This window comes from Ensifer sp. 38_S197 (assembly GCF_056924495.1).
The window spans coordinates 2,939,096-2,953,199 of the sequence record NZ_JBXOVZ010000002.1; the positions used below are offsets into that span (position 1 = coordinate 2,939,096).

12 protein-coding genes are annotated in these 14,104 nt (G+C 62.2%); 5 read left to right on the forward strand and 7 right to left on the reverse strand.

Annotated features, from left to right (window positions below; translation table 11 throughout):
* Positions 1-191: 191 nt before the first annotated feature.
* From AC1Z3V_RS27270 to AC1Z3V_RS27280, 3 genes are all read right to left on the reverse strand, one after another.
* Complete coding sequence (locus AC1Z3V_RS27270) at positions 192-1,019, reverse strand: TolB family protein (protein ID WP_483502826.1); 828 nt, start codon at positions 1,017-1,019, stop codon at positions 192-194.
* Between the two features lie 85 nt (positions 1,020-1,104).
* Positions 1,105-1,308, reverse strand: coding sequence for a hypothetical protein (locus AC1Z3V_RS27275; protein ID WP_483502828.1), 204 nt, complete (start codon positions 1,306-1,308; stop codon positions 1,105-1,107).
* Between the two features lie 74 nt (positions 1,309-1,382).
* Entirely contained in the window at positions 1,383-3,065 is a 1,683-nt protein-coding gene (locus tag AC1Z3V_RS27280; protein WP_483502830.1) for an NAD+ synthase, read from the reverse strand.
* A gap of 267 nt (positions 3,066-3,332) precedes the next feature.
* On the opposite strand from AC1Z3V_RS27280, the gene AC1Z3V_RS27285 reads away from it, so the two are divergent.
* The 5 genes from AC1Z3V_RS27285 to AC1Z3V_RS27305 all read left to right on the forward strand — a co-directional run bounded on the left by AC1Z3V_RS27285 (position 3,333) and on the right by AC1Z3V_RS27305 (position 9,494).
* On the forward strand, positions 3,333-5,264 hold the full coding sequence (locus AC1Z3V_RS27285; protein WP_483502831.1) for an LTA synthase family protein: 1,932 nt from the start codon (positions 3,333-3,335) through the stop codon (positions 5,262-5,264).
* Positions 5,265-5,383: 119 nt separating this feature from the next.
* Positions 5,384-5,932 carry a DUF1003 domain-containing protein gene (locus AC1Z3V_RS27290; protein ID WP_483502833.1) on the forward strand — a complete coding sequence of 183 codons (549 nt, stop codon included), beginning with the start codon at positions 5,384-5,386 and terminating at the stop codon, positions 5,930-5,932.
* Positions 5,933-6,219: 287 nt separating this feature from the next.
* Positions 6,220-6,642, forward strand: coding sequence for a TadE/TadG family type IV pilus assembly protein (locus AC1Z3V_RS27295; RefSeq protein WP_429815662.1), 423 nt, complete (start codon positions 6,220-6,222; stop codon positions 6,640-6,642).
* Between the two features lies 1 nt (position 6,643).
* Positions 6,644-8,383, forward strand: a complete 1,740-nt coding sequence (locus AC1Z3V_RS27300) for a TadG family pilus assembly protein (RefSeq protein WP_483502834.1) — start codon at positions 6,644-6,646, stop codon at positions 8,381-8,383.
* Between the two features lie 193 nt (positions 8,384-8,576).
* The gene (locus AC1Z3V_RS27305; protein ID WP_429815666.1) at positions 8,577-9,494 is read left to right on the forward strand and encodes a hypothetical protein; all 918 of its coding nucleotides are present in this window, start codon (positions 8,577-8,579) and stop codon (positions 9,492-9,494) included.
* Between the two features lie 4 nt (positions 9,495-9,498).
* Here AC1Z3V_RS27305 and AC1Z3V_RS27310 read toward each other — a convergent pair whose 3' ends face one another.
* The 4 genes from AC1Z3V_RS27310 to AC1Z3V_RS27325 form a co-directional block, all read right to left on the reverse strand.
* Positions 9,499-9,897 (reverse strand): GFA family protein, encoded by a 399-nt coding sequence (locus AC1Z3V_RS27310; protein WP_483504161.1) that lies wholly within the window; start codon positions 9,895-9,897, stop codon positions 9,499-9,501.
* Between the two features lie 186 nt (positions 9,898-10,083).
* Complete coding sequence (locus AC1Z3V_RS27315; protein ID WP_429815668.1) at positions 10,084-11,457, reverse strand: class II 3-deoxy-7-phosphoheptulonate synthase; 1,374 nt, start codon at positions 11,455-11,457, stop codon at positions 10,084-10,086.
* Positions 11,458-11,972: 515 nt separating this feature from the next.
* Complete coding sequence (gor, locus tag AC1Z3V_RS27320) at positions 11,973-13,361, reverse strand: glutathione-disulfide reductase (protein WP_483502835.1); 1,389 nt, start codon at positions 13,359-13,361, stop codon at positions 11,973-11,975.
* 192 nt (positions 13,362-13,553) lie between these two features.
* Positions 13,554-14,099 carry a DUF2059 domain-containing protein gene (locus tag AC1Z3V_RS27325; protein WP_483502836.1) on the reverse strand — a complete coding sequence of 182 codons (546 nt, stop codon included), beginning with the start codon at positions 14,097-14,099 and terminating at the stop codon, positions 13,554-13,556.
* Positions 14,100-14,104: the final 5 nt, after the last annotated feature.

Below are 14,104 nucleotides of genomic sequence, written 5' to 3' on the forward strand. Positions count from 1 at the left end.
AAAGCGACCTCGACAAGCTCCGGCTGCCGATCGAGAATTTCGGCAACGCGTTCGACCATTCCAAAGGATGCGGCCGCAAAGATATCCAGCGGCTGCTGCGCGTCCTGGCAGACGCCAAGGTCGCCGTAACACTTTGAATTGCTGCAGGTTTTCTTCCCTGGATCCGATCGAACGCCTCTGCAGCAGCGCCCTCAGCTTTCCGGCTGATAACGAACGAAGGCGAAGCGGTCGCCGGCGGGAGACCAGTTGGGCACGTTCATCGTTCCCTGCCCGCCGAAGAGCTCGAACAGCACGCGCGCATTGCCGCCATCCATATCCATCAGCCGCAGGCGGACATCGAGATCGCGCGGATGATCGAAGACGTCGCCGTCATAGGAAAGCACCAGCAGATGCTTTCCATCGGGCGACGGATGCGGGAACCAATCGCCATAGGGGCTGTCGGTGATCCGCGTGACATCGCTGCCATCGGGACGGACGCGCCAGATCTGCATGCGGCCGGTGCGGCTTGAGTTGAAATAGATCCATTCCCCGTCGGCAGACCAGTCGGGCCCGTCATTGCGCCCTTCCCCGTGGGTCAAGCGCCTCTCCTCGCCGCCATCGACCGAAATCGTGTAGATGTCGAAGATCTGGTCCCGGATGCCGCAATAAGTCACCTCTTGTCCATCGGGCGACCAGCCATGCCAATAGGATGGCAGGTTGCGGGTGACGAGCCGTGGCGTTCCGCCTTCGGCCGGCAGCAGGTAGATCGCCGATTTCCCGAACTCGGTTTTGTCGCTGATCGCGATCGTGCCGCCATCGGGCGAGATGCCGTGATCGTTGTTGCAGAGCGTAGCAAAGCCGGTGTCGATCTCCGTCGGCTGCGAACCGTCGAAGCCGAGGCGATAAAGGCGGCCATCGCCGTTGATGACGAGGTGCGTGCCATCCTGCGACCAGTTGGGCGCCTCGACCAGCCGATCCGTCTGCCAGACGACGCGTGTTTCGCCGGTAACGATGTCATAGGTTTCGATGGAACTGCGCATACCGTTCTCCCGCCGCGGTGAAGCAGCTATTTGCGTTCTCCACCCGCTCGCAACGTCGCCAGAACCTTGGCGCAGACCGGCTGCGTCACGATGGATGACGTTGCTCCCGCCAGCTTGAGACGAGGCCCCGGGCCAACAGCAGCAGGATGCAGACGAAGGCAACGTCGACGATGACGGCGCTGCCGGTTGCAAGGCCATGGATGCCGAAGACCGCCGGTGTCGCGAAATAGCCGATCTGTGCCGAAAGCTGCCCGGCAGCGGAAACGTCGCTCAACGACCACAGCCGCATCAGCCGGATCTCCTCGTCCGTGAACTCGGGACCGCCGTGCTGCCGTCCCGCCCTTCGCCGAAGGCGCTCACCGTCTATCCCCGGTCGCGGAAGCGGTTGGTGATCGGGTAGCGGCGGTCGCGGCCAAAATTCTTCTTGGTGATCTTGACGCCCGGCGCCGACTGCCGCCGCTTGTATTCGGCGATGTAGAGCAGGTGTTCGACCCGGTGAACCGTCGCTTCGTCATGGCCACGGGCCACGATCTCGTCGGTACCCATCTCCTTTTCGACCAGGCATTCGAGAATATCGTCGAGCACCGGATAGGGCGGCAGCGAATCCTGGTCCGTCTGGTTGGGGCGAAGCTCTGCCGACGGCGCCTTGTCGATGATGTTCTCAGGAATGACGATGCCCGACGGACCCAGCGCGCCCGGCGGAACCGTCGTGTTGCGCCAGCTCGACAGCGCATAGACCTGCATCTTGTAGAGGTCCTTGATCGGATTGAAGCCGCCATTCATGTCGCCATAGAGCGTGGCATAGCCGACCGACATTTCCGACTTGTTGCCCGTCGTCACCACCATCGAGCCGAACTTGTTGGAGATCGCCATCAGGATCGTGCCGCGCGTGCGGCTCTGGAGGTTCTCCTCGGTAATGCCGGATTCGGTTCCCTCGAACATGTCGGAGAGTGCGCTCAGGAAGCCTTCGACCGGTTCTGAGATCGGTACGATGTCGTAGCGGCAGCCGAGCGCCGCGGCGCAATCCTTGGCGTCCTTCAGTGATTCCTGCGAGGTGTAGCGATAGGGCAGCATGACGGTGCGCACCCGCTCTTCGCCGAGCGCATCGACCGCCAGTGCGGCGCAGATCGCCGAATCGATGCCGCCGGAAAGACCGAGCACGACATTCTTGAAGCCGTTCTTGTTGACGTAGTCACGGAAGCCGAGCATGCAGGCGCGGTAGTCCGCCTCCTCCCGCTCCGGCAGGCGGGACTTCAGCCCGCTGTCGCAGTGCCAGCCGTTTTCGCCCTTCTTCCACTCGACGATGCTGATCGCCTCTTCGAACTGGCTCATCTGGAAGGCCAGCGACTTGTCGGAATTGAAGGCGAAGCTCGCGCCGTCGAACACCAGTTCGTCCTGGCCGCCGAGCTGGTTGGCATAGATCATCGGCAGGCCGGTCTCGATCACCTGCTTCAGCACCACCTGATGCCGCACGTCCACCTTGCCGCGATAATAGGGCGAGCCGTTCGGCGACAGCAGGATTTCCGCGCCGCTTTCGGCCAGCGTCTCGCAAACGCCGAGATCGCCCCAGATGTCCTCGCAGATCGGAATGCCGATGCGCACGCCGCGGAAATTCACCGGACCCGGCATCTCGCCCTGGTCGAAGACGCGCTTTTCATCGAACTCGCCATAGTTCGGCAGATCGACCTTGTCGCGGACCGCGATGACCTTGCCGTCGTCGAGCACTGCCACCGAATTGTGCCGCCCGATCTTGGTTTGCCGCGGGAAGCCGATGATGACGCCCGGACCGCCGTCGACCGTCTCGGCCGCCAGCTTTTCGATCGCCTGGTAGCAGGCCTTCAGGAAGGCTGGCTTCAACACCAGATCTTCCGGCGGATAGCCGGAGATGAACAGCTCCGTCAGAAGCAGGAGATCGGCGCCCTGGCGCGCTGCATCAGCGCGCGCCTCACGGGCCTTGGCCAGGTTTCCGGCAATGTCACCCACCGTCGGATTGAGCTGGGCGACTGCGATGCGGAGGAGCGAGGGAGCGGTCTTGTGAGCGGTCATGAGCGGGCCTGTCGATCTCTTCTGAGCGATTGCATCTGGCTTTCGCAGTGTTCTTTAGCGCAATCCGCGGGAAAATACCCACAGGCAATCGCCGCTAGACGAAAAAATCCGAAAAATTCTGTCTTTCCCGGTTCTTATCGGGGGTAGTTGCAGCACCGTCACGCGGCGGAAAGCTGTTCCCAACTCCCGTTAAGAAACCATTCATCCCCTGTTCAAAATGACGAGCGTATGACAGTTACACGACACATTTGTGAATTGGAGAATATATTGGCCAGTATCGATTCCGCGGTCGCGAGAGGCTCGCGCGTCTATGTCGATAGACCCGGCTTCACCGCGCGGCACGCCAAGACGCTCGCGGGCGCCCGCAGCGCATTGTTCTCCCTTTTCTTCGCATCTGCTCTCGTGTTCGTCGTCGAACTGGTCGTGCGCCAGTCGATGTCCGATACCGTCGCCTATTTCCTCGACCCCACACGTCCGGCCTTGACGACGGTCGGTGCCTTCTTCCTCGTCCTGCTCACCATCGACGGCATTTTCGGCCGCGAGCACAAGTCGGCCGTGGTGATGGCGCCGCTTGCCATCATACCGGCCGTCATCTGCCAGCAGAAGCAGGTCTTCCTGTCCGACCCGCTCTATCCGACAGATTTCCTGTTCGGCCGCCAGATCATGGAATTGATGCCGGTGCTGGTGAAGGACCGGCCCTGGACCGCCGTCGGCATCGCCGTCGGCCTCGTCGCCGGGGTCATCGCAATCGCGCTCTTGCTGCGTTTTGCCTGGCGGACCTTCCCCAAGCTGACGACGCGCGAGCGCGTGGCTCGGCTCGCCTTCGCGCTGCCGCTGCTCGTCGCCTTCTGGAACATCATGGATTACAACCAGTTCTCCTGGATCCGTGACCGCCTGAAGGTCATCCCCATCATGTGGGACCAGACCGAGAACTATAAGCACAACGGCTTCGCACTCGCCTTCGCCATCAATCTGCCGATGGCCAATGTCAGTGCGCCCGCCGGCTACATGGCCGATGCCATCGATCGCATTCCGGTGAAGCCGCTTCCGGCCGGCACCTCGCACCGCGGCAAGCCCGACGTCATCGTGCTGATGAGCGAGTCCTTCTGGGATCCGACCCGCCTGCCGAACGTCAAGCTCTCACCCGATCCGATGCCGACGATCCGCGAGATGCAGTCGGGCAATGTCTTCTCGCCGGAATTCGGTGGCATGACCGCCAATGTCGAGTTCGAGGCGCTGACCGGCTTCTCCAACGCCTTCCTGCCCTATGGCAGCATTCCGTACCAGCAGTACATCCGCAACCCGATCCCGTCGCTTGCCACCTTCTTCCGTGGCGAAGGCTACGTCTCGCGCGCCATCCACCCCTTCCAGAGCTGGTTCTGGAACCGCACCGCCGTCTACAAGGCCTTCGGCTTCGACACCTTCAAGTCGGAGGAGAACATGCCGCCGATGCAGAAACGCGGCATCTTCGCCTCGGACGAGTCACTGACCAACGAGATCATCCGCCAGGCCGATGCGATGGACGATCCGTTCTTCTTCTTCACCGTCACGCTCCAGGGCCATGGTCCCTATGAGGCGAACCGCTACGCGAAGAACACCATCAAGATCGAAGGCGACCTACCGGAAAGCGACCGCCAGGTGCTCGCCACCTATTCGCAAGGGATTAAGGAAGCCGACGACAGCCTGAAGAAGCTGATGGACTGGGCGAAGAAGCGCGATCGCGAAACGATCATCGTGCTCTTCGGCGACCACCTGCCGCCGCTGAACACCGTCTATACCAATACCGGCTTCATGAAGGGCATCACCGCGGAGCGCAAAGGTTCCAAGGACCAGATGAAGGCGCAGCATGAAACGCCGCTGGTCGTCTGGTCGAACAAGACCGGACCGAAGAAGAATGTCGGCACCATCAGCCCGGCCCTCCTCTCCTACACGATCCTCAAGCAATCCGGCTACGAGCACCCCTACTACACCGGGTTCCTCGGCAAGGTTCACGACCAGTTCCGCGTCGTCGACCGCTACATGCTGATCCGCAAGAACGGCAAGGAAGTCGCCGAGTGGTCGCGCCAGCCGAAGGTGCCCGCTTTGCTGCGCGACTATCGCTTCCTGCAGCACGACATGATGTTCGGAAAACGCTTCTCGACCGACCGGTTCTTCAAGTCCCACGCCGAGCTCTTCGCCGGCGCGGCTGAAACCCACTGATCCATGAGAGCCCGACCGGCTGAATCCGCTCCGGCTCTCCGCATTTTTTCCGACCCCGCCTGATTTTCCTTGCGGCCCCTGCGCTCTAGATTGGCTTCCGGCCAACACCGGAGATCGCCATGCCGCACTTCAACGAAATATCAAAACAGCTTTTCGGCAAGCCGCTGAACGAGCTTGGCGAAATCGAACGTCGCATTCTTGCGCACGCCCGCGATCGGCGCACCCTTGCCACCGATTCGCATGCCGCCTTTACGGCTGGGCTTTCCTTCGGCGACAGGCTTGCCGATAGCATCGCCCGCGTCGGCGGTTCGTGGAGCTTCATCATCGGCTTCTGCGGCTTCCTCGTCTGCTGGGTCCTCGTGAACTCCGTGCTGCTCATCACCGGTGCGTTCGACCCCTACCCCTACATCTTCCTCAACCTGGTGCTTTCCATGCTTGCCGCGCTGCAGGCGCCGGTCATCATGATGTCGCAAAACCGCCAGGCCGAACGCGACCGCTTCGCCGCATCCAAGGACTATGAGGTCAATCTGAAAGCGGAAGTCGAACTGATCGCCCTGCACCACAAGGTCGACGACGTGTTGCTGCGCGAGATTTCGGAACTGCGCGCCGACGTCGCAACCCTCAACCGACAGCTCGAACAATACCGTTCAGCACCCGGCCAGGATTGAACGCACCCGACACGCATGATCCGCTCCCTGGCGCGAGGCGAAATACGGCCCGGCGGATCAGTTTCGTTGCCATCTGCCCATCGGCCATCCGTCTGCTTCGGGCCGGTAAACCGCGCTAATTTTCATAAACACTAATTCAACTGAAAATATATTTTTTGCAACATTCGCGAAATATGCGCGGATTTAACAACTTATCGGGGTATGAAAAAATTAACGTTTGAGGGGCATCGTACGGGTGCAGGGACATTCGAAAAAATACAGCAACGTGGGTACGCGGAGATGCTGCAATGTCCAACTTCAAGCGCCTTCTAGGCGGCCGAGACGGCGCCGCTGCAATCGAATTTGCAATCATAGCGCCGCTCTTCTTCCTTTGCGTGCTGACCTTGATCGCCTACGGCATTTATCTCAGCACAGCCCATTCCATACAGCAGATCGCCGCCGATGCCGCGCGCACAGCCATCGCTGGACTGTCGGAAAGTGAACGTGAACGCCTCGCGACCGACTATATCCAGCGCACGACCATGGACCAGGCCTTCATCAAATCCTCTCGCATGGTCGTGACCGTCAAGGACGACGCCAACAACACCAACCAGTTCACCGTTCGGATCAAGTACGACGCCGCCGACCTGCCGATTTTTAATCTTTTCACATTCGCGATGCCGAGCAGCCAGATCGAGCGCTTTGCAACCATTCGCGTGGGAGGGGTCTGACATGTCGTGGAATTCAACGCGACTGCGCAGGCTGCTCCGATCACCGGACGCAAATGTGGGCATCTCCGCCGCACTGGTCATGCCGTTGGTCGTCGCCTCCATGGGGCTCGGCATCGACTACGGCTATCTGACCGTGCAGAAACGCGAGATGCAGTCGACGGTCGACCTTGCCGCGATCGCGGCGGCGGCCAACATTGCGTTGGCCGAGAAGGCCGTGCTCAATCATTTCTCCGACAACGGTCTCAACTATGCCGTGGCAACGCCGAGCGGACTGATGACGGTCGACGGCAAGGTGCTGCCGTTGAGCGATGTCGGCTCGGGCAAGGTGGATGGTGTCGCGACGCTGAACCGCGGCCGCTATGTCCCCGACCCCTCGGTCGATGCCGGGCAGCGTTTCGTCAAAGACGCGACACCGACCGATGCCGTGCAGGTCCTGCTGGAAAAGAAGGGGGAGATCTTCCTTGCCTCCTTGTTCAGCGCGCCGCCGGATCTCAGCGTCGTCGGCACGGCGGCGAGCTCCAAGATTGCCGCCTTCTCCGTCGGTTCGCGCCTCGCCAGCCTGAACGACGGACTGCTGAATTCGATCCTCGGCCAGATGCTCGGCACGACCATCTCCCTCAAGGTCATGGACTACGAGGCGCTCATCAATGCCGATATCGACGTCCAGCCCTTCCTGAAGATCGTCGCGACAAAGCTCAACCTGACCGCGGCCTCCTATGAGGACGTGCTGAAGGCCAATCTGACCATGCCGCAACTGCTCTCCTCGATGCGGCTCGTCCAGGGTCTCTCGGGAACCGTGACGGCGGCACTGAAGAGCATCGAGCTTTCGACCTCAAACAACAAAAAGACCGTGACGCTGGCGCAGATCCTCAACCTCGATCCGAAGAAGAGCCTGCAGATCGATGCCGGTTCCGACTGGGCGATGAAGGTCAGCGCGCTGCAGATCGTCTCCGCGGCGGCAGCGATCGCCAATGGCGAGAAACAGATCGCGCTCAACGCCGTGACCGGGCTTCCGGGCATCGCTTCTGCCAAGGTCAAGCTCGCGATCGGCGAGCCGCCGGTCGAAACGCCAAGCCATCGCCTCGGAACGCCGGGCGCGGCCGTCCGCACCGCACAAACCCGCCTCGCCGTCGAAGTCAACGTCGATGGCCTGGCGGCTCTCGCCGGCATCCGCATCAGACTGCCGATCTACGTCGAACTCGCCTATGCCGAGGCGAAGCTTGCCGACATTCGCTGCTACGGCGGCACCCCGGAAAACGCAGCGGTCAGCGTCGATGCGGTGCCGGGCATTGCCGAGATCGCCATCGGCGACGTCGATCCGACGGTGTTGTCGAACTTCTCGTCCGATGCCCGCGTGCAAAGGGCCCGCGTCGTCGATGCCCTCGTCGTCAAGATCGATGCGCTCGCTCATGTCGAGGCACAAAACCTGAAGGCCTCACGCCTGAACTTCAGCCCGTCCGAGATTGCCGCTCGATCGATCAAGAGCGTCTCCACCAAGGATATCCTCACCTCCACGACCCAAACGCTGCTCAACAATCTCGATCTCAACATCCAGGTTCTGCTCCTGACGCTCGGCAGCCCGACGGTCGTCCAGCAGGCACTGGCGCAGACATTGGGTGGCGTCACCAAGCCGGTCGACGACCTGCTCTACAACCTGCTTCTGCTCGTTGGCGTCCGGGTCGGCGAAGCCGATGTGCGCGTCACCGGTGTCAAGTGCCAGCCGCCCGTGCTGGTGCAGTGATCGAGATCCAGCAGTCGAACGGGGCGCCTGACGGTTGAACGTCAGATGCCCCGTTTGAACAAAATCGGTTGTCCACACGTTAAGCGCAAGCTACTCCTACTATAAGGGGTGAGGCTGAGTGGCGATTGGCGACCGGGCAACTTGAAATTCAAGCATCCGGCGCGCCGCGCAAGCATGGGGGTGAGCGCAGCAAATGCGTGTCGTGGCAGAGCATGAGGGGCTTGCGCAAGCTGGTGCCCTTGCCTTCACCGCAGAGGATTTTCGCAATCATCCGAACTTCCGGACGATACTTCAGGCGAGCGGTCGGGATCTGATGTCCGTGTTTGATATTTTCCCGCGAGTCGGCCGCCTCGTCGCCTCCCACCAGAAATGGACACTGAGCCAGGCCGTCTACACGCTGCACCTGGAGCGCGATCCGACCAATCCGGAGACCGGCATCACCACCGCGCGCCTCCTGAAGTTCATGCACGAAATGGGCGGCGCCAGCCGCAACACCGCTGCCGCCTTCATCGCCGAGCTGCTGACCTACAAGCTGCTTCGTGATGTCGATGGCGGTCGCGCCAGAAAGAAGGTGCGGCCCCTGGAGCCGACCGAAACCAGCGAAGGGGCGATGCTGCGCTGGTTCATGAGCCAGATGGCCACACTCGACCGCTTCGACGGCAAGGGCCGCGTCCAGCGCGTCGAGGCGGATCGGACCATCTTCGAGCGCGCCCAACCGATCGCCACTCGCCTGCTGCTCGCCGACCAACGTTGGAGCGAGCCACCGGAAGCCGTGGCCGCCTTCGTCTGGACCGAATGCGGCGGCCTGTTGCTGGACGACCTCATGTCGCGGCCGGAAAGTCTCGATCCCGTCGATGGCAAGGTCTGGCTCGAAGCCAGCCTCTCGGAGCTCGCCACGCACTACATGATTTCGAACACGCATATCAGGCGTATTTTCACCCGCGCCCAGGATGCGGGCCTCATCGGTCGCGCCGATGAGCGCCAGCGCGGGCTCTTCTGGCTAAGCGAACGCCTGCTAGACGAATATTGTCAGTGGCAGTCGATCAAGATGGCCGGCCTTGCCAACGGCTTCGAACAGGCGGTTCGGCGCGCGAAGCATACACAGGAGTGAACGCTCAGCCGCGCCCGGCCGCATATTTCGGCAAGTCGTCGCTGATTTCGTAGAAGTCGCCCTGGTCTTCGCAGAAGATGTGATAGCCGCCCTTCAGCTCGGTCGGCTTCTCGAAGGCACCGGCCAGGATGGAGGTATAGTCCAGCCCATTCGCCTTCCAGAAAAGGGCCGATCCACAACGGCGGCAGAAGCCGCGGCTGGCGGTCTCGCTTGCCCGATACCAGGTGAGGTTCTCCGCCCCCTCCACCTCGAGGTTCCGATCCTCCACGTTGGTCGCGGCGTAGTAGAGGCCGGTCTGCTTGCGGCACTGGCTGCAATGGCAATAGATCAGCTCGCGCAGCTCACCGTGCGCAGCAAAGCGCACTGCTCCGCAAAGGCAGTTTCCCTTGTGAACGTCCGGCATTGTCCCCCCAAGCGCAATCGTCATGCGTCATCCTGCCATGAGGTGAGAGCGGCAGCACGGTCACGCGCGCCGCTTCCTGCTCCAGACACGAAAATGCCGGGCCAGCTTCGAGAGCCGGCCCGGCATTGTCAAATTCAAAACTCCTAAGCGACGTTCAGAAAACCTGAACGATGCCATGGATTTAGATCAGCCGTTGACGACCATCTTCTTCTCGTCGCGGCCGCCCTTCATGCGTTCGGCAAGCAGGAACGCCAGTTCCAGCGCCTGATCCGCATTGAGGCGCGGATCGCAATGCGTGTGGTAGCGGTCGGCAAGATCGTCACCGGAAAGCGCACGTGCACCACCGGTGCATTCCGTCACGTCGTTGCCGGTCATCTCGATATGGATGCCGCCCGGATGCGTGCCTTCCGCGCGGTGGATCTGGAAGAAGCTCTCGACTTCCGACAGGATCCGCTCGAACGGACGGGTCTTGTAGTTGTTGAGCGTGATCGTGTTACCGTGCATCGGATCGCAGGACCAGACGACATTCTTGCCCTCGCGCTCGACCGCGCGGATGAGGCGCGGCAGATGCTCGGCCACCTTGTCATGGCCGAAGCGGCAGATCAGCGTCAGGCGTCCGGCTTCGTTGGCCGGGTTCAGAATGTCGATCAGCTCGAGCAGGCCGTCGGCCGTCAGCGAAGGACCGCACTTGAGACCGAGCGGGTTCTTGATGCCGCGGCAGTATTCGATGTGCGCATGGTCGGGCTGGCGGGTGCGGTCGCCGATCCAGATCATGTGGCCGGAGGTGGCGTACCAGTCACCCGAGGTCGAATCGACGCGGGTCAGCGCCTGCTCGTAGCCGAGCAGCAGTGCCTCGTGGCTGGTGAAGAAGTCAGTTTCGCGCAGGCTCGGATGGTTTTCCGAGGTGATGCCGATCGCCTTCATGAAGTCCATGGTTTCCGAGATCCGGTCGGCGAGCTTGCGGTAGCGTTCCGCCTGCGGGCTGTCCTTGACGAAGCCGAGCATCCACTGGTGCACGTTGTCGAGGTTGGCATAGCCGCCCATGGCGAAGGCGCGCAGAAGGTTCAGCGTTGCGGCCGACTGGCGGTAGGCCATGATCTGGCGTTCCGGGTTCGGGATACGCGCTTCCTCGGTGAACTCGATGCCGTTGATGATGTCGCCGCGGTAGGACGGCAACGTCACCTCGCCCTGCTTCTCGACACCCGACGAACGGGGCTTGGCGAACTGGCCGGCGATGCGGCCGACCTTCACCACCGGCTGCTGTGCGCCGAAGGTCAAGACGACGGCCATCTGCAGGAAGGCGCGGAAGAAGTCGCGGATCGTGTCGGCGCCGTGCTCGGCGAAGCTTTCGGCGCAATCGCCGCCCTGCAGCAGAAAACCGCGGCCTTCGGCGACATTGGCAAGGGCACTCTTCAGACGGCGCGCTTCACCCGCAAACACCAGCGGCGGATACTTCGCGAGGCGCGCTTCGGTCGCCTCAAGCGCTGCCAGGTCCGGATAGTCCGGCACCTGCTGGATGGGTTTCTGCCGCCAGCTGTTTGGAGTCCAAGTCTGTGCCATTTCGTTCACCTGTTGTCTGCCGCGGATCCATCCGCGCGGGTCGCGCCCTGACGGCCGAAGGCGGCCGCCCGGTATTCGGAAATTTCACTCACATCCGCATGCCCTGCCCGGACGCTGAGCCCGGCCTCTTTGCCGGCCCCGGGCGGAAACGCCGCGGAATGCGGGCTTATAGACGTTAAGGAAACGCTTGGAAAGCCATCCTACCAGAATTCATTGCGTTGCAGGACACATCCGGCGCAAGGATATGTCCGGGCAACGCACACTTCAGAAAAGCCAAGGCGATATATCGAAAGAAATGTGCGCAGTTTCAACGAGATAGGAGCGCCAACGCACCGCCGCCCTCTCTGCGCAGAAACGGCGACGAGATGGACGACAGATCGTTCATCAATCGCGCCCGGCGACTTCCGGCCCGCGGCAGGAGGCCCTTGCATCCCGGCGCATGCCCACCGTCGGCGCAACAGGCGCGCGACAGGTGGACTTCCGGGAGGGTTTGCAGGTGCATCCGCCCGAGGCGGTCAGACCCGCTCGCCCTTGCGGATACGGTAGGACGGCGAATACATCGTCACCAGTTCCTCGGCCGCCGTCGGATGCACCGCCATCGTCCGGTCGAAATCGTCCTTGGTGCAGCCGGCCTTGAGCGAGATGCCGAGCAACTGCGCCATTTCGCCGGCGTCGTGGCCGAGGATATGGGCGCCAAGCACCTTGCGGTCGGCGGCATTGACGACCAGCTTCATGATCATCTTTTCCTTGCGGCCCGAAAGCGTCGCCTTCATCGGCCGGAATTCGGCGCGGTAGACTTCCAGTTCGTCGAAGCGGCGCGCCGCCTCTTCTTCCGTCAGACCGACCGTGCCGATCTCCGGCTGCGAGAAGACGGCGGTGGGGATCAGGTCGTGGTCCGGCGACACCGGATTGTTCTTGTACTCGGTCTCGATGAAGCACATGGCCTCATGGATCGCGACCGGCGTCAGTTGCACGCGGTCGGTCACGTCGCCAAGCGCGTAGATGCCGGGCGCGCTGGTGCGCGAGAACGCGTCGACGACGATGGCGCCACGTTCATCGGTCTTCACACCGGCCGCTTCGAGGCCGAGCCCCTTCGTGTTCGGCACGCGGCCAAGCGCCAGCATCACCTGGTCGACGGCGATGTCGCCGTGCTTCATCGTGTGCGCGACGCGCTTGCCGTCGGCATCGAGGGTGACCGACTGGATGATGTCTTCGCAGAGGATGCGGATGCCCTTCTCTTCCATGGCCACGTGCAGCCCGCGGCGCAGGTCGTGGTCGAAGCGCGAGAGAATTTCCTTGCCGCGATAGATCAGCGTCGTCTCGACGCCGAGGCCGTGGAAGATGTTGGCGAATTCGACGGCGATGTAGCCGCCGCCGGCGATCAGGATCGACTTCGGCAGTTCTGCAAGATCGAAAGCTTCGTTCGAGGAAATGCAGTGCTCGTGTCCCGGCAGCGCATCATGCGGCGTCGGATGACCGCCAACGGCGATCACGATCCGCTCCGCCGTTACCGTCTTGCCGCTGTCGAGCAGGCGAACGGTGTTCGGGCCGACGAGTTCGGCGCGCGTATGCAGGATTTCGGCGCCGGCGTTGTTCAGCCCCTTCTGATAGAGCCCCTCGAGCCGGGTGATCTCTTGTTCCTTCGCGGCGACCAGCTTCTTCCAGTCGAACCGACTCTCGCCGACCGACCAGCCAAAGCCGGCGGCGTCTTCGAAATGTTCGGAAAACTGCGACGCGTAGACATAGAGCTTCTTCGGCACGCAGCCGCGGATGACGCAGGTGCCGCCATAACGAAACTCCTCCGCGATCGCGACCTTCTTGCCGAGGCTCGCCGCCAGGCGCCCGCTCCTGACGCCGCCGGACCCGCCACCGATTACGAAGAGGTCATAGTCGAATGCGGGCATGGGCAGTCTCCTGAAAGCAAGCGGGCCGGATTGGCGAAATGGAAAGCTGGCCAAACGATCTCGCGTCCGGCAGCCGGTCGCGCCCAGCCGAGGACCGGGCCGCAGCCACATATAGTGGTGCCCCCAGGCAAAAGAAAAGCCCGGATCGCTCCGGGCTCCTTGAAACGTGATGAATGGCGCCGGCGCGCTTGATTATTGCGCCGGCTGCTGGGTGGCGCCCTCGGCGGCCGGCTGGGTGCTGCCAACCTTGGCGTCGAGCGACTTGGTCGCTTCCTGGGTCAGGTCGCGGGAAACGCCCGCGGCCCAGATGTCGGCGGCCTTGAGCAGTTCGCGCGAAGCGATCGGACCGTCGTTCAGGAGCTTCTTGCCGGCGGCGGAGCCGTAGAATTCCGTGATCGCATTCAGCTCTTCCAGCGAAAAGGTCTTGGCGTAGATCGTCGCCGCTTCGTTTTCGAGGTCGGCGCGGCGGGCTGCAAGGGCCAGAGCCTTGTCGTCAACCGTGGCGGTGATCAGTTCCTGATGGTTCGGCGATGCCTGGATCAGCGTGTTCTTCAGCCGCTCGGCAAGATTCGGCAGAATATTGTCGAAGCTGTTGGTGACGCCAAGCGCTGCGATCGTCGCGCGCGCCGCCTTGATCTGCTCTTCGGAGACGTCCTGGGCCTGCACCGCCGGTACCGATGCGGAAAGCAGAACCGCGGTGGCAGCGAATGTGCGGACAAGACCTGCGAGTTTGTTCATTTTTA